Below are 26,556 nucleotides of genomic sequence, written 5' to 3' on the forward strand. Positions count from 1 at the left end.
AATCGGGCTCCATGAGCTTGTTCATTGGTCATAGCAGTCCTTTCGCCGGCCTCGCCATCGGGTATGGTGATGGGATTCGTCCCCGCCCGGCAGGTGACAGCGTCTTCCTGCCCGGCGCCTCGATGGCTCACGCTGGTCGGGCAGTCGCGCGTATGCAGACGCGTCAAGCGCCCCACCAGTGAGTGCCGTCTGGCGAAAATCCTTTTGAACACCACTGCTTGCAGTGTTGTCAGCCGTTGAGGGTTTCCAGCGATTCGTTTTCAGGGAGAGCAAACGCATGACCGACCGTATTCAACTTCAGCGCCTGGCCATCGACGCCAGCCTGCACCGCTTCATCGAGCAGGAAGCGCTGCCGGGCACAGGGATCGCGCCGGAGACCTTCTGGGCGGGTGTCGATTCATTGCTGCACGAGCTGGCGCCGCGCAACCGCGAACTGCTGGCGACCCGCGAGCAGCTGCAGGGCGAGATCGACGCCTGGCACCGCGAGCATCCGGGCAAGGTAGACCTCGAGGCCTACAAGGCGTTTCTGCACAGGATCGGCTATCTGCTGCCGGAGCCGAATACGGTCGAAGCCAGCACCGCCTTCGTGGATAGCGAGATCTGCCAGCAGGCCGGCCCGCAGCTGGTGGTGCCGGTGATGAATGCCCGCTACGCCCTGAATGCCGCCAATGCGCGCTGGGGCTCCCTCTATGATGCGCTCTACGGCACCGACGCGATCAGCGAGGAAGATGGCGCCGAGCGTGGCAAGGACTACAACCCGGCGCGCGGGGCCAAGGTCGTCGCCTATGCGCGCCAGGTGCTGGATACCATCGCGCCGCTGGCCGGCGGCAGTCACCACGACAGCGAAGGCTACACGATTCGTGATGGTCATCTGCTGGTGCGTGCCGGAGGACGTGACCTCAGCCTCAAGTCGCCGGAACGCTTCCTCGGCTATCGCGGCGATGAAAGCGCGCCGAGCGCGATCATCTTCGCCCACAACGGCCTGCACGCCGAGCTTGTGATCGATGCCGAGCACCCCATCGGCAAGACCGATCCCGCCAATGTCAGTGACCTGATCATGGAGGCCGCGCTCTCCACCATCATGGACTGCGAGGACTCGGTGGCCGCCGTCGATGCCGAAGACAAGGTGACGGTCTATCGCAACTGGCTGGGCCTGATGAAGGGCGACCTGACCGAGACGCTGGAGAAGAATGGCCGCAGCATGACGCGCAAGCTGAATGCGGACCGCGAATACACCGGCGCCGATGGCACCACGCGCGTGCTGCATGGTCGCTCGCTGATGCTGATTCGCAACGTCGGCCATCTGATGACCAATCCGGCTATCCTGCTCGAGGACGGCAGCGAAGCGCCGGAAGGCATCATGGATGCCATCTTCACCAGCCTGATCGCGCTGCGCGACCTCAAGGGCGACAAGCAGGACCGCGGCGGCATCTGCAACTCGCGCACCGGCTCCGTCTACATCGTCAAGCCCAAGATGCATGGCCCCGAGGAAGTTGCCTTCGCCGATGAGCTGTTCGCGCGGGTCGAGCAGCTGTTGGGGCTGCCGGACTCCACGCTCAAGATGGGCATCATGGATGAGGAGCGCCGCACCACCGTCAACCTCAAGGCCTGCATCGCGGCCGCCAGTTCCCGCGTGGCCTTCATCAACACAGGCTTCCTGGACCGCACCGGTGACGAGATGCACACCTCGATGGAAGCAGGGCCGATGCTGCGCAAGGGCGACATGAAGGGCGCCGCCTGGATTCAGGCCTACGAGAAATGGAACGTGGATGTCGGCCTGGAATGTGGCCTGCGGGGTCGTGCCCAGATCGGCAAGGGCATGTGGGCCATGCCCGACCTGATGGCCGCGATGCTCGAGCAGAAGATCGGCCACCCGCGCGCCGGTGCCAACACCGCCTGGGTGCCGTCACCGACCGCCGCCGTGCTGCATGCGCTGCACTATCACCAGGTCTCGGTGAAGGACGTGCAGCATGATCTGCTCAGCCGTCCGCGTGCCAGCCTCGATGACCTGCTGACCATCCCGCTGGAACTCGACCCCCAGTGGAGTGCCGAGGAAATCCAGGCCGAGCTGGACAACAATGCCCAGGGGATTCTCGGCTATGTGGTGCGCTGGATCGATCACGGCACCGGCTGCTCCAAGGTGCCGGACATCCACGATGTCGGCCTGATGGAAGACCGCGCTACGCTGCGCATCTCCAGCCAGCACATCGCCAACTGGCTGCATCACGGCATCGTCGACAGCGCCCAGGTGCAGGCCACGCTGGAGCGCATGGCCGGCGTGGTGGACCGCCAGAATGCCGCGGACCCCAGCTATCAGGCGATGACGGATGACCTCGAGGGCTCCATCGCCTTCCAGGCCGCCTGCGAGCTGGTCTTCCAGGGTCGCGTGCAGCCGAGTGGCTACACCGAGCCGGTCCTGCATCGCCGTCGCCTCGAGAAAAAGCAGCAGGCGCGCTGATCGCAGGGCGGCTGACGGCAGGAAACACTGAACACGACAACGGCGACCCTGGGTCGCCGTTGTCGTCTGTCGCCGAGCAGGAATTGCTCGGCGACTATTTTGCCAGGCGCATGTTTCCCGAGGCCGTATTTACCGCTAGCCTTGCCCCAGGAACCGCGTAACCGCGCGATCGGACCCAGTGTGTCGAGGAGAATGTCATGCCCGTGATGAGCGCCGCCGCCATCGAGGATTTCCTCGATGAAGTCTTCCCCCAGCGTCTGGGTACCATCGAGGCCGTCGGCGATCGCTGGGCGACCATGGGGTTGGCCATCGAGGACGAGCATCTGCGTCCCGGCAGCTGCGTGTCCGGGCCGACGATGATGGCGCTGGCGGATGTCTGCCTGTATGTCGCGATTCTCGGCGAGATCGGCCCGGAGCCAATGGCCGTCACCAGTGACCTCAGCATCCACTTCCTGCGTCGCGCGCGCGGCGACCGCGATCTGATGGCCACCGCGCGTATCCGCAAGCTGGGTCGGCGACTGGCCGTCGGCGAGATCGAGCTTTTCAGCCACGGTGACACCGACCCGGTCGCCATCGTGACCGCGACCTATACCTTGCCGGACAGCGATGACTGACCTCGGGACGGTCGTGGGCCACGCCTTGGGCCAGCCCGCTACAGCTTGTTGATATCCTTCTCTTCGCTGCCGCGCTGACGCCAGCCGGTGACGGCCAGGCTCAGCCAGCCGGCGATCAGCAGCAGGCCGCCGATGGGCGTGATGATGCCCAGCTGGGTGCGCGCCGTGGTCGCCAGGGCATACAGCGACCCCGAGAACATCAGGATGCCGGCGGCCCACAGCCCCAGCGTCAGCATCTGGCCGCGCAGCGGCTGCACCGAGCGCCAGGCGAGTACCCCGACCGCCGCCAGCACGTGCCACATCTGATAGCGGACGCCGGTCTCGAACACGCGCAGCATGTCCGCGCTCAGGGTGCCGGGCAGGCCATGACTGGCGAAGGCACCCAGCGCGACGGTGGACATGCCGGCCAGTCCCATGGCCAGCCACCAGTGGCGGGAGTGGGAGTCGTTGTGACGCATAGACAATAATTCCTTGAGGGCAGGTGGCGCGGCACGATGTGCCTACGCCTGTCCACGTAAAGCCGCTACAATAGCGGCCTCTTTTCGCGGGAGGACAGCATGCAGATACAGCTCAACGGTGAAGACCACGTGGTGACGGACGACACGACGATTGCCGCTCTGGTCGAGAGTCTCGGTCTCCAGGGCCGCCGACTGGCAGTGGAACGCAATGAAGACATCGTGCCACGTAGCGCGCACGCCGACACCCGTCTGCATGCCGGTGACCGCATCGAGATCGTCCATGCCATCGGTGGTGGCTGATCCGTCCTGTTTCCAGGATTGACACTTTTCACTACTCGCTCGCGCTCAGCGCGTTCACGTCCAGCTCGATGAGGTCATCATGACAGACAGTTCTGCCCCGACATTGAACAACCCCGTCACCCAGGTCGCCGGCGACAGCCCGTTGATCGTCGCCGGTCGCGAGTTCTCCTCGCGCCTGCTGGTCGGTACCGGCAAGTACAAGGACATGGACGAGACACGCTCCGCCATCGAGACGTCCGGGGCGGAAGTGGTCACCTTTGCGGTCCGCCGTACCAACCTGGGCCAGAACGCTGACGAGCCGAACCTGCTCGACGTGCTGTCACCGGATCGCTATACCTTCCTGCCCAACACCGCCGGCTGCTACAACGCGCGTGACGCGGTGCGTACCTGCAAGCTGGCCCGTGAACTGCTGGATGGCCACAACCTGGTCAAGCTGGAAGTGCTGGGCGATCAGGACACGCTGTATCCCAATATCGTCGAGACGCTCAAGGCCGCTGAAGAGCTGGTCGCCGATGGCTTCGACGTGATGGTGTATACCTCCGACGACCCCATCGTCGCGCGCCAGCTAGAGGAAATCGGCTGCTGCGCCATCATGCCGCTGGGCTCGCTGATCGGCTCCGGCCTCGGCATTCTCAACCCGCACACCCTATCGCTGATCATCGAGCGCGCCAATGTGCCGGTGCTGGTCGATGCTGGTCTGGGTACGGCGTCAGAAGCCGCCTTCGCCATGGAGCTGGGCTGTGATGGCGTGCTGATGAACAGCGCCATCGCCCACGCGCGCCAGCCGCTGTTGATGGCAGATGCCATGCGTCAGGCCGTGATTTCCGGCCGTGGCGCCTTCTTGGCCGGCCGCATGCCGACTCGCCTGACGGCACGTGCTTCTTCACCGGGCGCTGGCCTGATCACCGGCTGAGCCCTGAAACATTCGAATCCGATGCTCGCGCATCGTTCATGCAAAGACCAAGACGACCCCATGACTGACGAGACTTCCAAGCCGCAGGACGACACGTCCACTTCTGCTCCCGCTGACGACGCGCAGCAAGAAAGTGTGCAGAACGAGAGCGCGCAGCCCGAGAGCGTGCAGACCGAAAGCGCGCCAGCGACCCCTTCCGTTGCCGATGAAGCCGTCGCCCGCAAGCGTGGCATCAAGAGCTACGTGATTCGTGGTGGCCGCATGACCCAGGCCCAGACCCGTGGGCTCGAAGAGGTCTTCCCGCGCCTTGGCCTGCGTCACGAGCAGGGCGAGCTGGATCTCGAAGCGCTGTTCGGGCGTCGGGCGCCGCTGGTGATCGAAGTCGGCTTCGGCATGGGCAAGTCACTGTGTGAACAGGCACAGGCCAACCCGGACACCGACTTCATCGGCATCGAAGTGCACGCGCCGGGCGTCGGCAAGCTGCTGGATGATGTCGACAAGCTGGGCCTGACCAACCTGCGTGTCTATCGTCACGACGCGCTGGAAGTGCTGGCGGATTGCGTGCCGGCCGGTTGCGCCGACACCTTCCAGCTGTTCTTCCCGGACCCGTGGCCGAAGAAGAAGCACCACAAGCGTCGTATCGTTCAGCCGGCCTTCGTCGAGCTGGTGCGTCGTGTGCTCAAGCCGGGCGGCCACTTCCACATGGCCACCGACTGGGCCAACTACGCTGAAGCGATGGCGGAAGAGATGGCCGAAGCACCGGGCTTTGCCAACACCGCTCCGGCGGAAACCGCGCCCTACGTGCCGCGTCCGGACTTCCGTCCGCTGACCAAGTTCGAACAGCGCGGCGAGCGTCTCGGCCACGGCGTGTGGGACCTGATCTTCGTCAAGCAGGACTGATCAGCGCCTCGTGCGCAGTGGCGGCGTCTTCATGACGCTGCATCGCGGCCGCCTTCGGGTGGCCGCTTGCGTGTGAGGCCCATCGCCATGGCGCGGTTCTGCGTGCCAAGGCCATTTGCCTGCGTGGCGGTCTGTGCCGCTTGCCGTGTTTGCTGTCCCTTTCTTTCCTCGTCCCGAGAGTTGCTGACCATGACGACGCTTACCGCCGATTCGGCTGATCGCCCGACCATGACCCCGCTGACGGCCCTGACCTGTCCGCTGGATGCCCAGCCGCTGGTACGTGACGGCCAGAGCTGGTGCTGTGCCGACGGGCATCGCTTCGATATCGCACGCCAGGGGCATGTCAATCTGCTGCCGGTGCAGCGCAAGCGCAGTCTGGACCCCGGCGACAGCAAGGCGATGGTGAGCGCCCGTCAGCGCCTGTTCGCCCTCGGCGGCTATCAGCCGTTGGCGGCGGCCCTGGCTAGCCGTGTGCTGGCATTGGCGGCGGCCCAGACGTCTCAGGCGCCGCTGGCCGTGCTGGATGCCGGCTGCGGCGAAGGCTTCTATCTGCGACAGCTGGCGTGCGCTGCCGGTAAGCAGAATCTCTCGCTGTCGGCGGCGGGGCTGGATATCTCCAAGCACGCGGTGCTGGCCGCGGCGAAGCAGTCACGTGATGCCGCCTGGCTGGTGGGCACCAACGCTGCCCTGCCGCTGGAAGATGCGTGTGTGGATGTCGTCATCTGCGCCTTCGGCTTCCCTGTCTGGCAGGAATTCGCGCGAGTCCTCAAGCCCGGTGGCCACGTCGTGTTGCTGGAAGCGGGGGCCGAGCATCTGCTGGCGTTGCGCAGGATTCTCTACCGTGAGCTGAAGCCCGCGCGTGGCGAGGCCGGACTGAGCGCTGCCGAGTCCGCTGGCTTCGCCATCAGCGGCGAGGTCGAGCATCTACATGCGGGGCTGTCATTGACCAGCAATGAGCAGATTCGGGACCTGCTGACCATGACGCCGCATCTGTATCGCGCCGAGCGTGATGGCCTGGCGCGTGCGGAAGCCATGACGGCGTTGGAGGTCGAGCTGCATGCGGAGCTGAGGGTGTTCTCGCTCGAGGATGCACAAGATAAAGCTTAAATAGAAATTCTTCGCATTTGCCTTGCAAAAGCAAATGAGAATGATTATCTTGTCTGTGCGGTGTCCGGGCAGACATCGCAGGGCGCAAGCCCAGCCGTAGCGGCGGAGTCAGGCCCCCGCTACGGTGTTTCTCCTCATCAAGCTAGTCACGGTCTTGGGCATCCTCATCTGGGGATGCCCTTTTTGTTGTGCGCTACGCGCACTGTGGGTTCTAACGTCGCGTTTCGAATGTGCGGTCGACAGCTCGACAGCTCGACAGGAGCTCAGGTCGACAAGAGATCAGGACGCCAGCCACAGGGGCAGGGTCAGCATCGCCAGCAGCGTCTGGGCGGTGATCAACGCCGCCATCAGTTCGGCATTGCCGCCCAGCTGGCGGGCCAGAATATAGGCGGAGGTCGCGGTGGGCAGCGCCGCGAACAGAATCGCCACATCACGCGCTACTCCCTCGAGGCCGAACCACCGGCAGAGCACGACCACCAGTGCCGGCATCGCCAGCAGCTTCAGCAGGCTCGCCAGCCACGCCACGCTGCCACTGCTCACCAGCACACGCGGGCGCAGCGCCACGCCCACCGCGACCAGGCCGAGCGGCAAGGCGGCGCGCCCCAGCAGGCTGATGGCATCACCACTCCAGCCCGGCAAGCCGATGCCGCTCAGGTTGAGCGCCGTACCGGCCAGACACGCCAGCACCAGCGGATTGCGGGTCAGCGCCTTGAGCGAGCGCAGCAGCCCGCCTTCGCCCAGGGTGCCAGCCCCGATGAAGGCCATCACGCACAGCAGGTTGGCGGCCGGCACCATCAGCGCCAGCGCCACGGCCGCGACGGTCGCCCCGGCACTGCCATGCAGCGCTGCTGCCCCGGCCACACCGACGTAGCTGTTGAAGCGGATGCTGCCCTGGAAGAGCGAGGTAAAGGAGGCGGCGTCGCCCATATGACGGCTCAGCCAATCCGGCGCGTGACGCCAGCTCAGCCATAGCGCGGCGGCGAACAGCAGCATCGCGCCCAGCATCACGCTGGCCAGCGCCACGACCGGCACGCTGGCCATGTCGGCACGCGCCAGCGTGGACACCAGCATGGCGGGGAACAGCACGTAATAGATCAGACGTTCCAGCTCACTCCAGAAGCCTTCGCCGGGGAAGCGCTTCCACCCGAGCAATGCCCCCGTGAGGATCAACAGGAAGAGGGGGCCGAGCGCCTGCTGTACACTTGCCATGCTGACTCCTTGTCGGGGCTGAGTGCGAATGCCTTGAGAGCGATGTGGCGTGCGCGTGACATGATGTCTCGCCTGCTGCCGCGGTGAGGCGGGCTGGTAAGCTTGTCATGACTCGCTCAGCGCTGCACTTGGACTCAGGTCTTGTTCGCCGGTCACGTGCTGGCGTCATGTCGTGACTGAGCGCAGACCATTCCCATCACGTCACTTTCTTTCCCATTCGGGGCGCCTTGCCTGTCGATGCGCTGCCGGACCGTTGCCGGAACTGCCATGTATCGCGTAGAAGAAGACAATGCCCGCCCGCGGCTGCTCAATCTGCTGATCATCGTCACGCTGATCACCATCGTGGTCTCGCTGTATTACCTGATCGACTATTACCTGGTACGCGACGGCAGCAACGGCAAGGTGACCTGGTTTGCGCCCAATCAGTCCTGTGAGCTCAATCATGCCCCCTGTACTGCCGAGCTGGGCCGCTTCGGGCGTATTACCCTGGCGCTGGAGGGCGATATCAGTCCGCTGACGCCGCTGGGCATTCGCGTGATGACGGAAGGCGTCTCACCGGAGGGGGTCGAGGTGGACTTCATCGGCCGCCACATGGACATGGGCGTGAAGCGCAGCGTGCTGAACACCACCGATGCCCAGAGCCTCGAGCGCCAGCATTGGCAGGGGGAAGGGCAGCTGGGGTTCTGCAGCAGCGCGACCATGGCGTGGCGCGCGCAGGTGATCGTGACCACCGAGCGTGGCCGGCTGGGCAGCTGGTTCGATTTCGATAGCCACCCGCAGGCCACCACGGCGGAGCAGCTCGAAAGCTCGGTCGATCAATTGTTTCGCAGTGATACCCGCCCGACGCATCAGGGCAGCTAGCCGCTGGCGCTGAGCCCGGCCGGCAGGGACGTCGTTTCAGGCATGAAGGCACCGGGAGGCAGGGATGGGCGCAGAGCGAAAGTCACAGGACGGGCAGGCAGGCACTCGCCGACAAGAGAGCCATCAGCTGGACAAGGGCGTCGCCAGACGCTGGTGGCTGCTGGGTGCCGTCGGCCTGGCGGCCGTGGTCGGTGCCGGTGTCGCCTGGCAGCAGGCGCAGCAGGATCTGGCGCCGGTCGCGGGAATGCAGGCCTGGGCCAGTCTGGGCGGCCCCATCCAGCTCGAATCACAGCAGGGTGACTTCACGCTCGCGGAGGTCACGATGGGCGAGGCCGCAGACGCGCAGGCCACGCCGGTCGTCGCGCTCTACTTCGGCTATACCCAGTGCCCGGATGTCTGCCCGATGACGCTGGCGGCGCTGCGTCAGGTGATGTCTGAACTGCCACCCCAGGCGGCGGCGCGCGTGGTGCCGGTGATGGTGTCGCTGGACCCCGAGCGCGACACCCCTGCTCGGCTGGCCGAATACACCGGGCACTTCGGGCCGCGCTTTCAGGGCATCACCGGCAGTCAGGCGGCACTCGCCGATGTGGCGCGGCGCTATGGCGTCAGCTATCGGCGTGTCGAGGCACAGGACTCCGCGCTGGGTTACACCATCGATCATGGCGCCGCGCTCTATCTCGTCTCTGCCCAGGGGCGCATCTACGATCGCATTCCATTCACGCCGGGGCCGGCCGGTGTTCGCGCTGGCGTGACTCGTGTCCTGAGCGCGACCGCTGATTGAGCGCTGCGCGGCACCCGCTGAATGCGCCGCGTCTTGAGGCCTTTCTCAGAGGTGAAATACACATTGTCCACAAGTTGGCAAGCGCTCAAGGAAAATTTTGTGGATAATCATGACGCCTCGAACACGCAACGCAGTGCCGTCAAGTGCTGGTTTATAAAGGCTAGTAAAAACAAACTGTTACGCGATATCGACTAAAAATATCAAGTCAGTGGTTGCTTTGCGTTCAACCAGCATCACTGCCGCGACAGGCACCGGAAAGGCCGGTTGTCAACCTGTAGTCAATAGCTTCCCCACAGATTTATCCACAGGCTGGCGGCGTCCGCACCGGGCCTTCTGGAGGGGAGAATCAGCGGACATCAGCCATTGCCGTAGTGATGGCATGCACCGTTGTCCTGTGCGCAGCATGCGCTTGGATGAGCTTGCCGCTGGCCCTCATTCGGCCTTGCCAGAAACGCAAAGAGCCGCCCGATGGGCGGCTCTTTCGTTGCTACCGGCAGCAGTGCTTGCCGGTTGCCAGCAGGGGAGGCTCACGCCGCCATTACTGCTTGGCGTCGGCCTTGGTCACGTCGAGCAGCTCGACCTTGAAGGTCAGCGTCTCGTTCGGGCCGATCGGGCCGCCGGTGCCAGCCTTGCCGTAGGCAAGCTCAGCCGGGACGTAGAGCATCCAGGTGTCGCCGACGCTCATTTCCTGCAGTGCTTCCTGCCAACCCTTGATGACCTGGTTGACCTTGAAGCTGACCGGCTCGCCACGCTGGTAGGAGCTGTCGAAGACGGTGCCGTCCAGCAGCTTGCCTTCGTAGTTCACCTTGACGGTATCTTCAGCGGACGGGGTCGCGCCGTCACCGGATTCCAGCACCTTGTACTGCAGGCCGGAATCCAGCGTCTTCACGCCGTCCTTCTTGGCGTTGTCGGCGAGGAACTTGTCACCCTCTGCCTTGTTGTCGGTCGCTTCCTGCTCGACCATCTTCTTCTGCTCTTCCATCTTCTTCTGCTGGAAGCGGGAAAGCGAATCCGCGATTTCCTGGTCGCTCATCTTCATGTCGCCCTTGGCGTAGACATCACGCACGGCTTGAGTGAAGGCGTCGAGATCCAGATCGGTGATGTCCTGGGAGAGGCTCTTGCCCAGAGTTGCACCGATGCCATAGCTTAGCTGTGCCTGCTCGTCTGCGAGGCTGTCATCGGCGGCAAAGCTGAACGGGGTGACCAGGAGGGCGCCGAGCGCGACGGCACTGACCAGCTGTTTCATGAAAACTCCTTCAGGATGGAATGGGCCTGAGACGGGCCCGAAACACGCAATTGGCACCGAGGCGGCATGGCCTGCCTCGGGCACTAGTGTTACTCCGACTCTACCAGCCGCGTACAAGTTCCGCATCTCGCTGGCGTTGTCAGGCGCCGGCGGGCACGCGGGCCAGTGCCAGCCTGCGCAGGGCACGTGCCGACGGGTGATCCCCCACGGCGAGCGTCGTCTTGCCGCTCAGCAAGGCCAGCGATTGCTGAAAGGCCTGCAGCGGGTCCGCGACATGCGCGAAGGGCGCCCGCAGGCCGGTCGCGCCTTCGGCTGACGACAGCGCAGGGCTCAGCTCTTCCAGCTGGGCGAGGGTCTCCTGCTCGGCGGAAAGCTCGCAGGCCTTGAGCTGTTGATAGAGGCGTTCCATGCGTTGCACCGCTGCCGGGGCCTGGGTCGCGGGCAGCGTCGTCAGCTCCTGCTTCAGCTGGCGGCGGCGCTCGCGCAACATGCCGGTCATCCAGCCCTGCCAGTCGCGCACGTCTTCCAGCAGGCGAGTGGGCGAGGCGGCGAGGGCGATGCCGTGGGCGGACAGCCAGTGAATCCACAGCAGCTCGCAGACATCGAGGCCTGCCTCGTCCTGCAGCAGCAGGCAGGTACTCATCATGTCCGGCGTCGGCTGAGGGTTGCCCGCAGAGCCGACCTCGCCGGGCAGGGCATACAGAGACAGCGCGTAGTCCCACAATCCGATAGAATATGCGCCCATCAAGTCGGCCTCTTCGTGTGTCACGGATGATGTCTCTTCGTGTGTCGCGGATGATGTCTCTTCACGTGCCACCGATGATGTCTCTTCACGAGTCGCGCCCAGCAGCTTGCTGAGTCGTAGCGCTCGTGTCGGTGGCGGTGAACGGGAGCCCGACGTCCCCCGTACTTTCTGATCGAGGTTGTCATGATTGCACTGCGCCAGCTCGCCCTGCAACGCGGCGGAGCACCGCTGATCGACGAAGCGGACCTGACGCTGCATGCCGGTCACAAGGCCGGTATCGTCGGTCCCAATGGCGCCGGCAAGTCGAGCCTGTTCGGCCTGATCCTCGGCGAGCTGACGCCCGACAGCGGCACGGTATCGCTGGCCGGTGGCGTGCGTGTCGCGCACATGGCGCAGGAAATCGATGCGCTGGAGCGTCCGATCGTCGACTACGTCATGGACGGGGACCACGCGCTGCGCGAGACCGAGCGCGCCCTGGCGGCCGCCGAAGAGAGCGGCGAGCACCAACGTCAGGCCGAGCTGCACGCCCATTTCGACACCCTCGATGGCTACACCGCGCGGGCACGTGCCGAGCAGCTGTTGGTCGGTCTCGGCTTCAGCCAGGCGCAGCTCAGTCAGCCGCTGGCGGCCTTCTCGGGTGGCTGGCGCATGCGTGCCAATCTGGCGCGCACCCTGTTCACGCCGTCCGACCTGCTGCTGCTGGATGAGCCGACCAACCACCTGGATCTCGATGCGCTGCTGTGGCTGGAGCAATGGCTGGCGCGTTATCCCGGCGCGCTGCTGCTGATCTCCCACGACCGCGACTTCCTCGATGCGGTGTGTGATCACATCATCCACTTCGATCGCCGCAAGCTGGTGGTCTACAAGGGCAACTACAGCCGCTTCGAGCGCACGCGCTCCGAGCGCCTGGTGCGTGAGCAGGTCGAGCACGAGAAGACCATGGCACGGCGCGCCGAGATCGAGGATTTCGTGCGTCGCTTCAAGGCCAAGGCCACCAAGGCGCGTCAGGCCCAGAGTCGCATGAAGATGCTGGAGCGCATGGAAGAGACGGCGGCGGTCAAGGCCGATTCCCCGTTCCACTTCACCATCCCGTGCTCCGACAAGATCTCGCATCCGCTGCTGGGGCTGGACCGCGCGGTGATCGGCTATCCCGGTCAGCCGCCGCAGCTCTCCGGGGTGCGCTTCTCGCTGCTGCCGGGGCAGCGCATCGGTCTGCTCGGCCCCAACGGCGCGGGCAAGTCGACGCTGATCAAGGCGCTCACCGGCGAGCTTGCGCTGGTCGAGGGCCAGCGGACCGCCGGCGAGCATCTGGCCATCGGCTACTTCGCCCAGCATCAGGTGGACGGGCTCGACCTGTCCTCGACGCCCTTCAATCATGTGCTGCGCCTGTCACCGTCGGCGGGTGAGCTGGAGATACGCACCTTCCTCGGCAGCTTCGGCTTCCACGGCGATGAGGTCTACGCCACGGTGGAGTCGTTCTCCGGTGGCGAGAAGGCGCGTCTGGCGCTGTCGCTGATCGCGTGGCAGAAGCCCAATCTACTGCTGCTGGATGAGCCGACCAACCACCTGGACCTCGACATGCGCGAGGCGCTCACCGATGCACTGGCGACCTTCGAGGGCACCGTGATTCTGGTCTCCCACGACCGCCACCTGCTGCGTGCCTGCGTCGATGAATTCTGGTGCATCGCCGATGGTCGCGTGACGCCCTTCGATGGTGACCTGGATGACTACCGTGCCTGGCTCAAGGCGCGGGTCGAGGGCGAGCGGCGGGAAGCGCGCGCCCAGAAGGATGCTGATGCGGGGACAGACAGCACGCGCACGCCGGACCGCAAGGAAGCGCGCCGTCAGGCGGCTGAACTGCGCGAGAAGCTGCGTCCGCTCAAGAAGGTCAGCGACAAGGCCGAGCAGAAGATGAGCAAGGCGCAGGGCGAGCTGGACAAGATCGAGGAAGCGCTGGGCGATGCCACGCTCTACGAGGCGGACCGCAAGGCGGAGCTGACCAAATTGCTGGCCAGCCAGGGCGAGATCAAGAGTCGCCTCGATGAGGCCGAAGCCGAATGGTTCGAGGCTCAGGAAGCGCTGGAAGAGATGGAAGCCCAGCTCAAGGCGGCGGACTAGGCCATGCGGCTGGACCGCTGGCTGACACGTCAGCCACAGCTCAACCGTCGTCATGCGCTCTCGGCGCTGGCAGCGGGGCGCGTGCGGGTCAACGGCGCGACGATCAGCGACCCGCTGCATGAGGTCGGCCCCTTCGATGACATCCACCTGTCAGCGCCTGACGCGACCGTCTGCCTGCAGATCGCGCGGCGTCCGCGTCATATCCTGCTCAACAAGCCCGCCGGGGTCGTGACGGCCTGTCATGACCCAGAACACCCCACCGTGATCGATGTGCTGCGTGACACGCTGAATGCACGCGGCGAGGACAGCGGCTGGCTGGCCGAGATCCACCATGTCGGGCGTCTCGACCGTGCGACGACCGGTGCCCTGCTGCTGACCAACGACGGCGAAGTCTCGGCGCGCATCAGCGATGCCGGGCTCGAGGGGCCCGCCAAGCGCTATCGCATGGGGCTGGAGCGGCCCCTGTCGGAGGCCGAACAGGAAAGTGCCATCACACAGGTTCGTCAGGGGGTGCTGCTCGAACATGATCCGCGCCCGACACTGCCGGCAAAGCTTGCGTTTCTCACCGCGGACCAGCCACGCCTGACGCTGCACGAGGGACGCCATCACCACGTCAAGCGACTGTGGCGTAGCCTGGGCAATCGCGTGGTGTGGCTGCACCGTGAGTCGGTGGCGGGCTTGAGTCTCGAAGGGCTGGCGCCGGGGGAGTGGCGCGAGCTTACCCGCGAGGAGTGTTCACGGCTGGGGGCCGCGCAGCCTCGCGGGTGAGGCCACCCGGCGGGTGGCGTCTTGCCGACACCGGGTTATCCACACCCGCCTGGCGCGCCGCCAGTGCGTGACGGCTGCGATGGGGTGTGGATAGATCGTTCTGAATCGTCGTCAGCGCTGCTCAGCTGCCGGTCGCCTGACTGGGCAGGTCCTCTGCCGTGATGCTCGCCTGGTCATCGTCGACGGGGCTGGCATCAGGCGTCGACAGGCTGACCAGCTCGCCCTCGGCGTTGCGCGTGAAGTTGCGCACGATGACCCCGATATCCTCCGGCAGCGGCGCAAACTGGCTGCAGCGGCTCAGTACTTCCTGCATGTCCTGATAGCCACTGTCGCGACGCGAGTCGATGGTCGCGCGCGAGAAGTCGATATCCTTCAGTGAGGTCTCGCCCGGGCGCGCCGAGGCCAGCAGACGCACCACGTTGATCGAGGGCTGCTGGGTCATGGCGAGGATGCGCTGGATCTTCGGCGACTGGCGCAGCTCCTCCGGCAGATGGTCGGCGAGATTCTCGATCCCCATGCGCAGCGCCTGATTCTCCTCCAGCAGATTGAGGTGCTCGCCGGCACGGCTGGAATACTGGATATCCTTCTCGCGCAGCTGCGCCTCCTGCAATGTCTCCGGCACCTTGCCATCGGCACTCCACAGGTCGATCACGTAGCAGTTGACCACCGTCTCGCCATGCGGACGCTCCGACAGCACCCAGCTGACGGGCGTATTGGAGTACAGGCCACCATCCCAATAGGCTTCGCCATCGACCCACACCGGCGGGAAGGCCGGTGGCAGGGCGCCGCTGGCCAGAATATGGCGGTGGTCCAGCGCTTCATGCGAGGAATCGAAGTAGCGCAGTGCGCCGCTGCCGATATTCACCGCCCCGACCGACAGGCGAACGTTCTCCGGGTGGCGGGCATCGAGGCGCTCGAAGTCCACCAGCCGGTTGAGCGTGTCGCCCAGCGGCTCGGTGTCGTAGAGGCTGGGCGGCTCGCCAAAGAAGCTCTGCCAGATCGGTACCGTCCACAGTGGGCGCGGGCGGAAGAAGCCCGGAATGCCCCACAGCATGGCGGAGGTACGCGCGACACTGCGCTCCCACGGATGAAAGGCGGGGCCCATGCTGGTAGCGGGTTGAGCGATGCCATACCAGAATGACTCGAGGGCCTTGAGGCGCTCGCCCTCCGGATTGCCGGCGATCAGGGCACCATTGATGGCGCCGACCGAGGTGCCGACCACCCAGTCGGGCTGGATGCCGGCTTCGGCCAGCGCCTCGAAGATGCCGATCTGGTAGGCGCCAAGCGCGCCACCGCCTTGCAGTACCAGAATATTGAGCGCATCGGCGCAGAAGTCGCAGGATGTATCACGCATGAAACCTTCTCCTCTCTAGCAGTGCAGCACTCCGCCGGGGAATGCCCGAGGTCAGGGGGACCGTCGCGAGCGTGACGCCATGTGATGGGGGAGGCGTGGGCTCGTGGAGGCGGCGAAAGGGTGACGAGGTGCATATCAAGGGCAGCGAAGCACCTGATCAAGGCAATGAGGCACTGGTGAAAAGCAATGAAAGTGCTTTTATTGTGCAGTGCAGCATAGCGCTTGTCAGCATAGCACGCATCCTCGCCTTGCGTGTCTGCGATCTCATTCAAGTGACTGACTGAGGCAGCAGGGACCAAGACGAGGGTGAGGTCAGGAACAGGAGCAGGAGCAGGAGCAGGAGCAGGAGCAGGAGCAGGGGCAGGGGCAGGGGCAGGGGCAGCAGCCGTGCGGCGGTCATTGGCACCAGGGCGTCAGCCACAGGTCGGCTGCCAGCAGCAACAGCGCATAGCGTCCGCCCTTGGCGATCACGATCAGGACGATGCTTTTCCACCACGCCAGCCGGAAGATACCTGCCAGCACCGTCAGCGGGTCGCCGATCAGCGGGGCCCAGCTCAGCAGCAGGCTCCAGGCGCCGAAGCGGCGATACCACAGGGTGCCGCGCGCCAATGCGCGCCGCGAGACCGGAAACCAGCGCCGTGTGCGCAGACGACGGGCGCCACGCCCCAGGGCGACGTTGATCAGGCTGCCGAGCGTGTTGCCCAGCGTCGCCGCGATCCATAGCGCCCAGGGCGCGTGCCCCTGGCACCACAGCCCCGCGAAGGCCGCCTCCGATCCGCCGGGCAGCAGGGTGGCGCTGGCCAGCGAGATCACGGCGAGCGAGGACAATGCCGGCAATGACAGTAGGGCCACTTCATTCATATCACTTTCTTCTGTTTTTCACGGTGGCAGGGCGCTGGGGGTGGCTTTCTTCCCTCCTCAGCTCGGGTATGCTGTTGGCACGTCAAAGCCATATTTCGGGAGCTTCCTGCATGCATATTCCGTGCGTCCTGACGATAGCGGGCTCAGACCCCTCCGGGGGAGCCGGCATTCAGGCGGACCTCAAGACATTCTCTGCGCTGGGCGCCTACGGGGCCAGCGTGATCACGGCGCTGACGGCGCAGAATACCTGCGGTGTGCGCAGCGTGGAGGCGGTCTCGCGGGAATTCATCGCCGCACAGCTGGACGCCGTGCTGGATGATCTCGATATCCGCGCCGCCAAGATCGGCATGGTGGCCGATCCGCTGGTGGTGGAAATGCTAGCCGACCGCCTTCAGCAGCGTCGCCCGCGCTGGGTCGTGCTCGACCCGGTGCTGGTCGCCAAGAGTGGCGATGCGCTGGTCAATGATGCTGCCATCCAGTCGGTGGCCGAGCACCTGGTGCCGCTGGCCGACATCATCACGCCCAACCTGCATGAAGCCGCGGTGCTGCTGGGTGAGCGGCGCCTGATCGGGCGCTCCGACATGCCCGAGGTCGCCCGCGAGCTGCGTGCCAGAGGCGCGAAGGCGGTGTTGATCAAGGGCGGTGCGCTTGAGGGGCAGGCCTGCGATGACCTGCTGGTCAGCGATGCCGGCGAGCAATGGCTGTGCGCGCCGCGTATCGAGACCGACAATCTGCACGGCACCGGCTGCTCGATGTCTTCCGCCATCACGGCGCGACTGGCGAACGGTCTGCCGTTGCCGCAGGCGGTGGTCGAGGCGCGCGAATGGCTGCTGGGCGCGCTGCGCGCCTCCGACCAGCTCAACGTCGGCAAGGGCCGTGGGCCGGTGCATCATTTCCACGCCCTGTGGTAAGCCAGCCAGAGCCAGGCCTGTGAAACCCGGTCTGCAGGAGTGATGAACCCCGCAAGCTCCCCTTTATCACTGCCAGCCAACGAGTAGATGCCATGCCTATATCGCCGCTGTATCGCTTGTCCGTGTCAGCTGTCCGTGGCGCCGCTTGCAGCCTGAACGCCGCCTGTCATGCCGTCAGCCTGCCGGTGGTGAGTGCGCCGCGCTGGCTGGCCGCGGGCGTGATGGGGGCGCTGCTTGCCACCACCAGCCCGGCGGCGCTCGCCGTCGAGATCAAGGGGGTGACCTTCGCGGATCAGGTGACCACGCAGTCCGGCCAGCCGCTGACGCTGATCGGCAGTGGGCTCTTCACTTACCTGCTGTGGGACGCCTATGTCGGCGCCTATTATCAGGATGCACGTCGCCCGCGCCCGGCGCCGCTCAAGGATGTCTCGCGTCGCCTGGTGCTGGAGTACTTCCATGCCATCGATGCCGAGGACTTCGCCAAGGCGACCACCAAGGGCGTGCGCAAGAATCTGTCAGCGGCGGATTTCGCGGCGATCGAGCCTGAATTGACGCGCTTCAATCGTGCCTATCAGGACGTCGTGCCGGGGGATCGCTATGCGCTGCAATGGCTGTCCGCCGGTGGCGGCAGCGGCACGCTGTCGCTGGTGCTGAACGGGCAGGTCATCTTCGAAAGCGATTCACTGGCGCTGGCCAACGGCCTGTTCGCGATCTGGCTTGGCGATGAACCGGCCCAGCAGGATTTCCGTACCCAGCTGCTGGGGCAGTAGCGCGCGCTCTCCATCTAAGCCTATCTGTCGCGGTATCGCCATCGTCTTGCGCCTCTCGCGCCTCTATCGAGACACCACGAAAAACGCCCCTGCCGGGAGTCCCGGCAGGGGCGTTTTTTCATGCTCGTCTTTCTAACATTCTAACTTTCTATCTTTCCATCACTCTTTCGATCCTTGCTATCTACCTGGCGGGGCTGACGCGCTTGCCTGGGCTTACTTGCCTTCGGCAGCCTTGATGTCGGCCTGCAGGGTGTCGAGGATCTTGCTGCCACGCTCACCGGATTGCTCACGATAGACTTTCCAGCCCTTCTCGCCGACCGGGCGGAAGGCTTCGCGCTGCTCATCGGTCAGCGTGATGATCTCGATGTCGCTATCTTCATTGATCTTCTCCAGACGGTCGGCGTTGTACTCCTCCTGCTTCTCGAAGATGTACGGGCGCATCTCGTTGGTGACCTTGTCGAGCATCTGCTGCTGCTCGTCATCCAGATCGGAATAGAAGTCACTGGAGGCCACCAGCGTGGTGATGAACTGCGCCTGCTTGGCCTGGATCATGTAGTCCTGAACTTCGTAGAAGCTCATTTCCTGGATGGCGAACACCGGGTTCACCTGGCCGTCGATCTGGCCCAGCTGCAGGCCGGAGTAGACCTCGGAATAGGGCATCGGCGTCGGGTTGGCACCGTAGCCGCGATAGCTCTCGACCAGAATCGGCGAGGTCATGGTGCGGATCTTGAAGCCTTCCATGTCCTCGGGTGTCTTGATGTCGCGGTTGCCGGTCCACACCATCCAGCCTTCCGGAATCACGCCCAGCAGCTGGAGGTTCTGCTCGGTGTAGGCCTCGGACAGCATGTCGATGGCCTTGGAGTTGCCGAGTACCTCTTCATTGACGGCGTTGTCGTCGGAGAACAGGAAGTGCAGCGTGAAGACGCCCGACTCCGGGATCACCGAGGCCAGGTGACCCGGTGAGGCAAAGGTCAGCTGGATGGCATCGCTCTGCACCAGTTCGGTGAGCTGTGAGGAGGTACCCAGTGCACCGTAGGGGTAGATCTCGACATCGATGTCACCACCGGAGGCCTCTTCGATACGCTTCTTGAATTCCTGGGCGTAGGCATCCTGCACACTGCCGGAGACCTCCTCCAGCGCGAAACGCCAGGTGTCCGCCTGCACGCCCGCGGAGGCCAGCGCCGCCATGCCCAGGCCGGACGCGAGGGCGCCTCCCTTGATGAACGCGGCGAGACGAGAAAGGGGAACAGGAGTCCTGGACGTCTCGCGATTCTGCTCGGGTGACGGGTTCCATTGCATCGTCATCTTGTTCTCCTTGTGTGATTTCCATCAGCGTCGGGCGGCTCTGGGCATACCCGGCGTGCAACTTGCATCATTTAGATAATATTGCCATTCTTAATATAATAAAAAAATTACCAAATTGGATAGTATGATTAGAATTTATTATGAATAAGCTGAGCCTGTGCGCATGAGTCTCTGGTACTCGAGGATCTGTCCGTCGCTCGCCAGAGCTTCGCGCTCGGTCTTCACGATCGGCCTTCGGCGCCAGACCGACATGCCGCGCGTCGGCCGCATACTGATTTCAAACGCCGCTAATAAAGCTAGAACAAGAGTAGCCAAAGTGAAAATCACGGCGGCGCCGCGGAAAATTTCAATGGATCGTACTGGCAAATGCAGGCTGTCTGGCGCAAACCACTGCGCTCATGACGTCTGGTAGAAAGCCTATCTGGCAGGATGCCACATCAACAGGAAGCCGCTTCATGAACTCGCCCCCCTCCAAGTCTCCCTCCGCTGACGAGGCCCGCCCCGCCCCGGCCGAGACGAATTGCGCTCAGGACCCCCTCGCACATCTGCCTGCGCCGCTGCGCCGTCTGGCCGCCTGGTTCGAACGTGGTGACCAGGGCCTGGCGCATGTCGAGCGCTGGTTGATCGCCCTGTGCGTGCTGGGCATGGCGACGGCCAGCATCGCCAACGTCATCGGGCGCAACGTCTTCAACTACAGCCTGCCGTTCACCGAAGAGCTGATGCAGATCCTGCAGCTGTGGCTGACCTTCCTCGGCATCAGTTACGGCGCGCGCGCCGGGCGCCATATCCGCGTGACGGCGCTGCTGGACTTCATGCCGCCGTGGTTGCGCAAGGTGCTGCTGATCGCCGGACAGGTCATCACCTGTGCCTTGCTGGCCTACCTCGCCTGGCTGGCGGTGGATTATCTGCAGAGCCTGGCCAAGTCCGGGCGTGTCACGCCGTCGCTGCGCTGGTCGCTGGCGGCGCTCTATGCCGTGGTCCCGCTGGGACTGGCGCTCGGGGCGCTCCAGTACCTGATGGCGATCCTGCGCAACCTGCTGGCGCAGGGCGCCTGGTTGTCATGGCGTACGGCGGAGATGGACGAGAACGAGGAAGTCGACGGCAGCGGCGCGCTCTAGCCACTGTGGCTGGAATGTCTTCTCGATGTCTCGATAGACGATTGATCACACTTCATTGACCCAAGGACGGAAGCTGCGATGTGGATTCTGCTCGTGATGGTGGGGCTGCTGTTGCTTGGGGTGCCCATGATGGTGCCATTGAGCGTCGGCACCTTTTTCTTGTTGTTCAGCGATTTTCCCTTCCTCAAGCCGGAGCTGGTGATCCAGCAGATGATCGGCGGTCTGCAGCCGGTGGTGCTGACGGCGGTGCCGATGTTCATTCTGGCGGCCGATATCATGCTCAAGGGCTCCACTGCCCAGCGCCTGCTGGATCTGGTCGAGCGCTTCGTCGGCCACTGGCGCGGTGGCCTGCCGGTGACCACCGCGTTGGGCTGCACCCTGTTCGGCGCGGTGTCCGGCTCCACCCAGGCCACGGTGGTGGCGATGGGGCGCCCGCTGCGCCCGCGGCTGCTGGAAGCCGGTTACAGTGACAAGTTCACCATCGCGTTGATCATCAATGCCTCCGATATCGCGCTGCTGATTCCGCCCTCCATCGGCATGATCATCTATGGGGTCGCGACCGGTACCTCGGTGGGTGACCTGTTCATCGCCGGTATCGGCCCGGGGCTGATGATCCTGGTGCTGTTCTCGCTCTACTGCATGTGGAAGTCGTGGAAGCTGGGCATCGCCCCGCAGCCCAAGGCGGACTGGCCCGCACGCCTCAAGGCCTTGAAGCGCGCCAGCCTGCCGGCGGGCTTCCCGGTGATCATCATCGGCGGCATCTACTCGGGCATGTTCTCGCCGACGGAGGCCGCCACGGTCTCGGTGATCTACGCACTGATTCTCGAGATGCTGATCTATCGCGGCGTGACCCTGAAGGACCTGCCCAGTGTGGCCTTCTCCACGGGGCTGATCACCGCGGTGGTGTTCATTCTGGTGGCGGCGGGCGCGGGCTTCTCATGGATGATCTCCTTCGCCAAGATTCCGGATGCCATCCTCGGCGGCTACATCCCCTACCTGTCGGAACATGCGCTGGCGCTGTTGGCGGTGATCGCGGCGGCCTACTTCGTCGGCTGCATGTTCGTGGATCCCATCGTGGTGATCCTGATTCTGGCGCCGGTGTTTGCGCCGGCAGTCGATGCCGCCGGGCTGGACCCGGTGCTGGTCGGCACCCTGGTCACCCTGCAGGCGGCGATAGGTTCGGCGACCCCGCCCTTCGGCTGCGACATCTTCACGGCGGTGGCGGTATTCCGAAAACCGTACATGGAGGTCATCCGAGGGACGCCGCCCTTCATTGCCCTGCTGTTGCTGGCGACGGTGCTGCTGATGCTGTTCCCGCAGATCGCGCTGTTCCTGCCCAGCCTCGCCAACTAGCAGCTCGCCAACTGGCAGCTCGCCCAATCGAGTAACACCTTTCGCGCCCCGCAGGCTCAGTCTGCGGGGCGTTCGCGTCTGGTATGCTCCCGAACACCCAATGTCATGAAACATCATCCATCTCTTGAAGGAGCAAGCGGCATGCGAGCATTGATCCAGCGCGTCACACGGGCGGAAGTCGTGGTCGAGGGCGAGAGCGTCGGCGCCATCGGGGGCGGTCTGCTGGTACTGGTGGGCGTCGAGAAGGGCGATGATGAGGCGCGTGCCGACAAGCTGCTGCACAAGCTGCTGCATTACCGGGTCTTCGCTGACGAGAACGACAAGATGAACCTCAACGTCCAGCAGGCGGGCGGCAATCTGCTGCTGGTCTCGCAGTTCACGCTGGCGGCGGACACCGGCAGCGGCATGCGCCCCAGCTTCTCCTCGGCGGCGCCACCGGCGGAGGGCGAGCGGCTGTTTACCTATCTGGTCGACAAGGCGCGTGAGCGCGGGCGGGAACTCGGGGTGGGAATCGAGACCGGGCGCTTCGGCGCCAACATGCAGGTCTCGCTGCTCAATGACGGGCCGGTGACCTTCCTGATCGAGAGCTGATCGCGCAGGCCCAAAAAAGCCGCCCCCGAGAGGGCGGCTGCAAGCATTGGATGACGGGACTGCGCCGTCTCACGGGAGCGCGGCGCAGGTAACGCAGTCTTACTGCACGCCTTCTGGGTTACGTGCGTTCAGGTAGGCCTGCTCAGAGACCTCATGCCACTTCTCGACCTTGCCTTCGAAGGTGGTGTAGGACTCGTAGATGCGGCCGGCCAGATCGTTGGAGTCGCCGAGTTTCTTGACCACTTCGCCGGACAGTTCACGTGCCTTGTCGAGCACGTCCTGTGGGTAGCGGCGCAGCTCGACCTTGTGCTCGTTGAGCAGTGTCTCGAGGGCGTCGTTGTTGCGCGCGGTGTACTCGTCGAGCATGTCCTGGTTCACGTCACGTACCGCGGAACGCAGGATGGCCTGCAGGTCCTTGGGCAGCTCGGCCATGGCGTCGTCATTGACGATGGCTTCGAAGGTGACGGTCGGCTCGTGCCAGCCCGGATAGTAGTAATACTTGGCGGCCTGATAGAGACCGAAGGCCAGGTCGTTGTACGGGCCGATCCACTCGGTGGCATCGATGGCACCGGACTGCAGCGAGGTGAAGATCTCGCCGCCGGGCATGCTGACCGTCGCCACGCCCATCTGCTGCATGACATCGCCACCCAGACCCGGCATGCGCATCTTCAGACCATCGAGGTCGGCGACCGAGTTGATCTCCTTGTTGAACCAGCCGCCCATCTGCACGCCCGAGGCGCCGCCCGCCATGACTTCGACGCCGAACTTGTCGTAGACCTCGTTCCACAGCTCCAGACCGCCGCCGTAATGCAGCCAGGCGTTCATTTCCTGCGCGGTCATGCCGAAGGGCACGGCGGCGAAGAACTGGGCTTCCGGCGCCTTGCCCTTCCAGTAGTAGGAAGCCGAGTGACCGATCTGCGCGGTACCGGAAGATACGGAGTCGAGGACCTCGAAGCCCGGTACCAGCTGGCCTGCGCCATAGACCTTGATCTTGAGACGCCCATCGGACATCTCATCGACCAGACGTGCGAGGCGTTCCGGCCCCTGGCCCACCCCCGGGAAGTTCTTCGGCCACGAGGTGACCATCTTCCAGGTGAAGGTATCGGCGGCATTGGCAACGGCCGGCAGGGTGCCCATGGCGGTCATGGTGCCGACGGCGATGCCGAAGGCGAGTTTGTTGAGTTGCATGGCATGCTCCTTGAAGTGCCCGATTGTTGTTGTGCACCGGTCATGAACTGGCGCTGGGCAAGAGGTGGGCCGCGAACGACCCCCGGATATGATGCATCTGCATGAGCCGACTGGCGGCTCTCCCATCAGCTGGCGGGGCAGGCCCCGCCAATTCAGTTGCTGCTCTGTCCTTGTTCTGTTTCTTGTCCTGCTCTTGGTTCTGGCCCGTTAGTCGTCGTCTAGAACTGGGCCGGCAGCCAGGTGGCCAAGCCCGGGAAGGCGGCGAGTGCTCCCAGCATGCACAGCTGGATCAGGATGAACGGGATGACGCCCTTGTAGATCTGCTTGGTGCTGACTTCCTTGGGGGCCACGCCGCGCAGGTAGAACAGCGCGAACCCGAATGGTGGTGTCAGGAAGGAAGTCTGCAGGTTGATGGCGATCATGATGCCCAGCCAGATCGGGTCGAGGCCCATGGCCAGCAGCACCGGGCCGACGATCGGCACCACCACGAAGGTGATCTCGATGAAGTCGAGGATGAAGCCGAGCAGGAAGATCACCAGCATCACCACCAGGGTGGCACCGATGACGCCGCCGGGCATGTTCTCGAAGATCTCGGTGACGACCTCTTCGCCGCCGAAGCCGCGGAACACCAGCGAGAACAGCGCGGCACCGATCAGGATCAGGAACACCATCGAGGTGACATTGGTGGTGGAGCGCACCACTTCCGTCAGGGTCTTCAGGCTCAGCTTGCGGTTGGCGAGGGCCAGCATCAGCGCACCGAAGGCACCTACGGCCGAGGCTTCGGTCGGGGTCGCGAGACCGCCGAGAATCGAGCCGAGCACACAGACGATCAGCACGATCGGTGGCACCAGCCCCTTCATCAGCAGCCAGAAGATGCTGCCGGTATGCCCCAGCTCTTCCATCAGCGCATCACGATCGACGGCCGGCGCCTTCTCCGGCTTCAGCCAGGCGACCATGGCGATGTAGACGATATAGGCGAGTACCAGGATCAGGCCCGGAATCAGCGCGCCGATGAACAGGTCACCCACCGAGACGGTCTTCGGGCTCCAGATGCCCATCGACAGTTGCGCCTGCTGATAGGCGGAAGACAGCACGTCGCCCAGCAGAACCAGCGCGATGGACGGCGGGATGATCTGCCCCAGGGTGCCGGTGGCACAGATGGCGCCGGTGGCCAGTGACGGGTCATAACCGCGCTTGAGCATGGTCGGCAGTGACAGCAGGCCCATGGTGACGACGGTCGCGCCGACGATACCGGTGGAGGCGGCCAGCAGCATGCCGACGATGGTCACGGAAATCCCCAGCCCGCCACGCAGCGAGCCGAACATCAGCGCCATGGCGTCGAGCAGCGTCTCGGCGACCTTGGACTTCTCCAGCAGCACGCCCATCAACACGAACAATGGCACGGCCAGCAGGGTCTGGTTGGTCATGGTGCCGTAGAGGCGGTTGGGCATCGCGGACAGGAAGCTGGCATCGAATACGCCCTGGGTAATGCCCAGCGCATCCAGCCCCATGCCGAGTCCGGCGAAGGCAAGCGCGGTACCGGCCAGTGACAGCGCCACCGGATAGCCCAGCATCAAGACGATACAGATACACACGAACAGCAGCAGTGGCATGATCTCGAGCATTACACCAGCTCCTCATCGTGGTCAGGGGTGTCATCGCTCGCATGCGGAGAGGGCAGGCGGCCCATCAGGAATAGCAGGTGGCGGCCGGCTTCCGCCACGCCTTGCAGCATCATCAGGATGGCGATGGCCGGAATCAGGGTCTTGAGCAGGTAGACGCCCGGCAGGCCGCCGGATTCGGGCGAGGCTTCCTTGATGCCCCAGGAATCGCCCACGTAACCGAGGCTGGAGAGCAGGATGAAGGTCATCACCGGGAACAGCAGGAACAGGGTGCCGCCGAGATCGACCCACGACTTCCCGCGGTGCGACATGCGCTGATAGAAGATATCCACCCGCACATGGCCGTCGTGCTTGAGCGTATAGCTGGCGGCGAGCAGGAAGACGGCCGCGTGCATGTACATCACGGATTCCTGCATGGGGATGCTGTTGATGTTGAAGGCGTAGCGCAGCATCACGATGGTGAATTCGACCAGCATCATGATGACGACCAGCCAGGACACGCAGCGTCCCAGCCCCTCGGTCATGCGGTCGAGCCCTGTGAGCCAGCCGGGGGTAGAGGCATTGGCAGACATGGAGTCCCCTTGGCCTGCGGGTAGCAGGTGATGATTGTTGGTGTTGTTGTTGCTTTGCCGACAGCGTCTGCTGTGTCTTTGCCAAGCGCTTGTGTTGCAAGCAGTTGTGTTGCAAGCGATTGCTGGCAAGGTCGCCAATTCAGATGTTGCTCATGTTGTGGTCAGTCGCGGTGTCCAGCAAGCCGTGATGGCATCGCTTTGAACAACGCTATTCCACGCTTCATCCCTGTAAGTGACGTTGCTCGGATGCGGCATGCCATCAGTCATCGCTAAGTCAACGATTAATCCACGTCATTGGCAGACAAAGAGTAGCGAGCGGTGCCGCAACAACAAATGGATCATTGGTCTGACAGGCGGTTTTTGTCTTTGCTTACAGTGAGATAGGCGAATAAATACCGGCAGGCAGGCAAGGAAACGGACAAGTAAGGGCGCG

Annotated in this window: 25 protein-coding genes; 15 read left to right on the top strand and 10 right to left on the bottom strand. The window is 64.2% G+C overall.

Annotated elements, in window-relative coordinates; genetic code table 11:
- Positions 1–277: 277 nt before the first annotated feature.
- Together CLAM6_RS00505 and CLAM6_RS00510 are read left to right on the top strand one after the other, a co-directional pair.
- Positions 278–2,458, top strand: coding sequence for a malate synthase G (locus tag CLAM6_RS00505; protein WP_153635042.1), 2,181 nt, complete (start codon positions 278–280; stop codon positions 2,456–2,458).
- A 197-nt stretch (positions 2,459–2,655) separates the two neighbouring features.
- Positions 2,656–3,072, top strand: a complete 417-nt coding sequence (locus tag CLAM6_RS00510; protein ID WP_043336979.1) for a PaaI family thioesterase — start codon at positions 2,656–2,658, stop codon at positions 3,070–3,072.
- 38 nt (positions 3,073–3,110) lie between these two features.
- Here the strand turns inward: CLAM6_RS00510 and CLAM6_RS00515 are convergent, their stop codons facing one another.
- A complete protein-coding gene (locus CLAM6_RS00515; RefSeq protein WP_153635043.1) occupies positions 3,111–3,530 on the bottom strand; it encodes a DUF423 domain-containing protein in 420 nt (139 codons plus the stop codon).
- Between the two features lie 99 nt (positions 3,531–3,629).
- Here CLAM6_RS00515 and thiS point away from each other — a divergent pair, with 99 nt between their 5' ends.
- From thiS to CLAM6_RS00535, 4 genes are all read left to right on the top strand, one after another.
- Positions 3,630–3,830 (top strand): sulfur carrier protein ThiS, encoded by a 201-nt coding sequence (gene thiS / locus CLAM6_RS00520; RefSeq protein WP_043336981.1) that lies wholly within the window; start codon positions 3,630–3,632, stop codon positions 3,828–3,830.
- Positions 3,831–3,909: 79 nt separating this feature from the next.
- The gene (locus tag CLAM6_RS00525) at positions 3,910–4,743 is read left to right on the top strand and encodes a thiazole synthase (RefSeq protein ID WP_052384900.1); all 834 of its coding nucleotides are present in this window, start codon (positions 3,910–3,912) and stop codon (positions 4,741–4,743) included.
- A gap of 60 nt (positions 4,744–4,803) precedes the next feature.
- Positions 4,804–5,643, top strand: a complete 840-nt coding sequence (gene trmB, locus CLAM6_RS00530) for a tRNA (guanosine(46)-N7)-methyltransferase TrmB (protein WP_082388702.1) — start codon at positions 4,804–4,806, stop codon at positions 5,641–5,643.
- 189 nt (positions 5,644–5,832) lie between these two features.
- Positions 5,833–6,750, top strand: a complete 918-nt coding sequence (locus CLAM6_RS00535; RefSeq protein ID WP_242007721.1) for a putative RNA methyltransferase — start codon at positions 5,833–5,835, stop codon at positions 6,748–6,750.
- A gap of 279 nt (positions 6,751–7,029) precedes the next feature.
- Here CLAM6_RS00535 and CLAM6_RS00540 read toward each other — a convergent pair whose 3' ends face one another.
- Positions 7,030–7,959 carry an AEC family transporter gene (locus CLAM6_RS00540; protein ID WP_153635044.1) on the bottom strand — a complete coding sequence of 310 codons (930 nt, stop codon included), beginning with the start codon at positions 7,957–7,959 and terminating at the stop codon, positions 7,030–7,032.
- 267 nt (positions 7,960–8,226) lie between these two features.
- Here CLAM6_RS00540 and CLAM6_RS00545 point away from each other — a divergent pair, with 267 nt between their 5' ends.
- Both CLAM6_RS00545 and CLAM6_RS00550 read left to right on the top strand, forming a co-directional pair.
- Positions 8,227–8,820, top strand: coding sequence for a hypothetical protein (locus tag CLAM6_RS00545; RefSeq protein ID WP_052384509.1), 594 nt, complete (start codon positions 8,227–8,229; stop codon positions 8,818–8,820).
- Between the two features lie 64 nt (positions 8,821–8,884).
- Positions 8,885–9,601 (top strand): SCO family protein, encoded by a 717-nt coding sequence (locus tag CLAM6_RS00550; RefSeq protein WP_153635045.1) that lies wholly within the window; start codon positions 8,885–8,887, stop codon positions 9,599–9,601.
- 538 nt (positions 9,602–10,139) lie between these two features.
- Here the strand turns inward: CLAM6_RS00550 and CLAM6_RS00555 are convergent.
- Both CLAM6_RS00555 and CLAM6_RS00560 read right to left on the bottom strand, forming a co-directional pair.
- Positions 10,140–10,847, bottom strand: coding sequence for an FKBP-type peptidyl-prolyl cis-trans isomerase (locus CLAM6_RS00555; RefSeq protein ID WP_043333314.1), 708 nt, complete (start codon positions 10,845–10,847; stop codon positions 10,140–10,142).
- 139 nt (positions 10,848–10,986) lie between these two features.
- Positions 10,987–11,592 carry a TIGR02444 family protein gene (locus tag CLAM6_RS00560; protein WP_172978606.1) on the bottom strand — a complete coding sequence of 202 codons (606 nt, stop codon included), beginning with the start codon at positions 11,590–11,592 and terminating at the stop codon, positions 10,987–10,989.
- Positions 11,593–11,775: 183 nt separating this feature from the next.
- Here CLAM6_RS00560 and CLAM6_RS00565 point away from each other — a divergent pair, with 183 nt between their 5' ends.
- Positions 11,776–13,710, top strand: a complete 1,935-nt coding sequence (locus CLAM6_RS00565) for an ATP-binding cassette domain-containing protein (RefSeq protein WP_107335718.1) — start codon at positions 11,776–11,778, stop codon at positions 13,708–13,710.
- A gap of 3 nt (positions 13,711–13,713) precedes the next feature.
- On the top strand, positions 13,714–14,478 hold the full coding sequence (locus tag CLAM6_RS00570) for a pseudouridine synthase (protein ID WP_153635047.1): 765 nt from the start codon (positions 13,714–13,716) through the stop codon (positions 14,476–14,478).
- Between the two features lie 121 nt (positions 14,479–14,599).
- On the opposite strand, the gene CLAM6_RS00575 is transcribed toward CLAM6_RS00570, so the two are convergent.
- The gene (locus CLAM6_RS00575) at positions 14,600–15,832 is read right to left on the bottom strand and encodes a patatin-like phospholipase family protein (protein WP_153635048.1); all 1,233 of its coding nucleotides are present in this window, start codon (positions 15,830–15,832) and stop codon (positions 14,600–14,602) included.
- A 396-nt stretch (positions 15,833–16,228) separates the two neighbouring features.
- Entirely contained in the window at positions 16,229–16,693 is a 465-nt protein-coding gene (locus tag CLAM6_RS00580) for a YqaA family protein (protein ID WP_431195333.1), read from the bottom strand.
- A gap of 110 nt (positions 16,694–16,803) precedes the next feature.
- Here CLAM6_RS00580 and thiD point away from each other — a divergent pair, with 110 nt between their 5' ends.
- Positions 16,804–17,604, top strand: coding sequence for a bifunctional hydroxymethylpyrimidine kinase/phosphomethylpyrimidine kinase (thiD, locus tag CLAM6_RS00585; RefSeq protein WP_043333319.1), 801 nt, complete (start codon positions 16,804–16,806; stop codon positions 17,602–17,604).
- Positions 17,605–17,696: 92 nt separating this feature from the next.
- Entirely contained in the window at positions 17,697–18,374 is a 678-nt protein-coding gene (locus CLAM6_RS00590) for a chalcone isomerase family protein (RefSeq protein ID WP_153635049.1), read from the top strand.
- A gap of 213 nt (positions 18,375–18,587) precedes the next feature.
- Here CLAM6_RS00590 and CLAM6_RS00595 read toward each other — a convergent pair whose 3' ends face one another.
- On the bottom strand, positions 18,588–19,679 hold the full coding sequence (locus tag CLAM6_RS00595) for a TRAP transporter substrate-binding protein (RefSeq protein WP_242007722.1): 1,092 nt from the start codon (positions 19,677–19,679) through the stop codon (positions 18,588–18,590).
- 455 nt (positions 19,680–20,134) lie between these two features.
- Here CLAM6_RS00595 and CLAM6_RS00600 point away from each other — a divergent pair, with 455 nt between their 5' ends.
- The 3 genes from CLAM6_RS00600 (at position 20,135) to dtd (ending at position 22,741) form a co-directional block, all read left to right on the top strand.
- Positions 20,135–20,797 (top strand): TRAP transporter small permease, encoded by a 663-nt coding sequence (locus CLAM6_RS00600; RefSeq protein ID WP_172978607.1) that lies wholly within the window; start codon positions 20,135–20,137, stop codon positions 20,795–20,797.
- Positions 20,798–20,875: 78 nt separating this feature from the next.
- The gene (locus tag CLAM6_RS00605) at positions 20,876–22,150 is read left to right on the top strand and encodes a TRAP transporter large permease (protein ID WP_054556427.1); all 1,275 of its coding nucleotides are present in this window, start codon (positions 20,876–20,878) and stop codon (positions 22,148–22,150) included.
- A gap of 141 nt (positions 22,151–22,291) precedes the next feature.
- Positions 22,292–22,741: a D-aminoacyl-tRNA deacylase gene (gene dtd, locus CLAM6_RS00610; protein ID WP_153635051.1), complete on the top strand. Its 450-nt coding sequence runs from the start codon at positions 22,292–22,294 to the stop codon at positions 22,739–22,741.
- Between the two features lie 99 nt (positions 22,742–22,840).
- Here the strand turns inward: dtd and CLAM6_RS00615 are convergent, their stop codons facing one another.
- The 3 genes from CLAM6_RS00615 to CLAM6_RS00625 form a co-directional block, all read right to left on the bottom strand.
- Positions 22,841–23,887 (bottom strand): TRAP transporter substrate-binding protein, encoded by a 1,047-nt coding sequence (locus CLAM6_RS00615; protein ID WP_225348088.1) that lies wholly within the window; start codon positions 23,885–23,887, stop codon positions 22,841–22,843.
- 260 nt (positions 23,888–24,147) lie between these two features.
- Positions 24,148–25,554, bottom strand: a complete 1,407-nt coding sequence (locus CLAM6_RS00620) for a TRAP transporter large permease (protein WP_043333325.1) — start codon at positions 25,552–25,554, stop codon at positions 24,148–24,150.
- Entirely contained in the window at positions 25,554–26,123 is a 570-nt protein-coding gene (locus CLAM6_RS00625; protein WP_043333327.1) for a TRAP transporter small permease subunit, read from the bottom strand. Before CLAM6_RS00625 ends, CLAM6_RS00620 begins: the two co-directional genes overlap by 1 nt.
- Positions 26,124–26,556: the final 433 nt, after the last annotated feature.

Source organism: Cobetia sp. AM6 (genome assembly GCF_009617955.1).
Lineage (GTDB): Bacteria > Pseudomonadota > Gammaproteobacteria > Pseudomonadales > Halomonadaceae > Cobetia > Cobetia amphilecti.

What these genes read in the sequence shown, in the direction of transcription:
- CLAM6_RS00540 (WP_153635044.1), bottom strand. Translation starts at nt 7,959, where the DNA reads ATGGCAAGTGTACAGCAGGCGCTCGGCCCCCTCTTCCTGTTGATCCTC.
- CLAM6_RS00600 (WP_172978607.1), top strand. Translation starts at nt 20,135, where the DNA reads ATGAACTCGCCCCCCTCCAAGTCTCCCTCCGCTGACGAGGCCCGCCCC.
- CLAM6_RS00570 (WP_153635047.1), top strand. Translation starts at nt 13,714, where the DNA reads ATGCGGCTGGACCGCTGGCTGACACGTCAGCCACAGCTCAACCGTCGT.
- CLAM6_RS00605 (WP_054556427.1), top strand. Translation starts at nt 20,876, where the DNA reads ATGTGGATTCTGCTCGTGATGGTGGGGCTGCTGTTGCTTGGGGTGCCC.
- CLAM6_RS00545 (WP_052384509.1), top strand. Translation starts at nt 8,227, where the DNA reads ATGTATCGCGTAGAAGAAGACAATGCCCGCCCGCGGCTGCTCAATCTG.
- trmB (WP_082388702.1), top strand. Translation starts at nt 4,804, where the DNA reads ATGACTGACGAGACTTCCAAGCCGCAGGACGACACGTCCACTTCTGCT.
- CLAM6_RS00510 (WP_043336979.1), top strand. Translation starts at nt 2,656, where the DNA reads ATGCCCGTGATGAGCGCCGCCGCCATCGAGGATTTCCTCGATGAAGTC.
- CLAM6_RS00625 (WP_043333327.1), bottom strand. Translation starts at nt 26,123, where the DNA reads ATGTCTGCCAATGCCTCTACCCCCGGCTGGCTCACAGGGCTCGACCGC.
- CLAM6_RS00565 (WP_107335718.1), top strand. Translation starts at nt 11,776, where the DNA reads ATGATTGCACTGCGCCAGCTCGCCCTGCAACGCGGCGGAGCACCGCTG.
- CLAM6_RS00595 (WP_242007722.1), bottom strand. Translation starts at nt 19,679, where the DNA reads ATGACGATGCAATGGAACCCGTCACCCGAGCAGAATCGCGAGACGTCC.
- CLAM6_RS00555 (WP_043333314.1), bottom strand. Translation starts at nt 10,847, where the DNA reads ATGAAACAGCTGGTCAGTGCCGTCGCGCTCGGCGCCCTCCTGGTCACC.
- dtd (WP_153635051.1), top strand. Translation starts at nt 22,292, where the DNA reads ATGCGAGCATTGATCCAGCGCGTCACACGGGCGGAAGTCGTGGTCGAG.
- CLAM6_RS00560 (WP_172978606.1), bottom strand. Translation starts at nt 11,592, where the DNA reads ATGGGCGCATATTCTATCGGATTGTGGGACTACGCGCTGTCTCTGTAT.
- CLAM6_RS00525 (WP_052384900.1), top strand. Translation starts at nt 3,910, where the DNA reads ATGACAGACAGTTCTGCCCCGACATTGAACAACCCCGTCACCCAGGTC.
- CLAM6_RS00550 (WP_153635045.1), top strand. Translation starts at nt 8,885, where the DNA reads ATGGGCGCAGAGCGAAAGTCACAGGACGGGCAGGCAGGCACTCGCCGA.
- CLAM6_RS00505 (WP_153635042.1), top strand. Translation starts at nt 278, where the DNA reads ATGACCGACCGTATTCAACTTCAGCGCCTGGCCATCGACGCCAGCCTG.
- CLAM6_RS00575 (WP_153635048.1), bottom strand. Translation starts at nt 15,832, where the DNA reads ATGCGTGATACATCCTGCGACTTCTGCGCCGATGCGCTCAATATTCTG.
- thiD (WP_043333319.1), top strand. Translation starts at nt 16,804, where the DNA reads ATGCATATTCCGTGCGTCCTGACGATAGCGGGCTCAGACCCCTCCGGG.
- thiS (WP_043336981.1), top strand. Translation starts at nt 3,630, where the DNA reads ATGCAGATACAGCTCAACGGTGAAGACCACGTGGTGACGGACGACACG.
- CLAM6_RS00620 (WP_043333325.1), bottom strand. Translation starts at nt 25,554, where the DNA reads ATGCTCGAGATCATGCCACTGCTGCTGTTCGTGTGTATCTGTATCGTC.
- CLAM6_RS00590 (WP_153635049.1), top strand. Translation starts at nt 17,697, where the DNA reads ATGCCTATATCGCCGCTGTATCGCTTGTCCGTGTCAGCTGTCCGTGGC.
- CLAM6_RS00580 (WP_431195333.1), bottom strand. Translation starts at nt 16,693, where the DNA reads ATGAATGAAGTGGCCCTACTGTCATTGCCGGCATTGTCCTCGCTCGCC.
- CLAM6_RS00515 (WP_153635043.1), bottom strand. Translation starts at nt 3,530, where the DNA reads ATGCGTCACAACGACTCCCACTCCCGCCACTGGTGGCTGGCCATGGGA.
- CLAM6_RS00535 (WP_242007721.1), top strand. Translation starts at nt 5,833, where the DNA reads ATGACGACGCTTACCGCCGATTCGGCTGATCGCCCGACCATGACCCCG.
- CLAM6_RS00615 (WP_225348088.1), bottom strand. Translation starts at nt 23,887, where the DNA reads ATGACCGCCATGGGCACCCTGCCGGCCGTTGCCAATGCCGCCGATACC.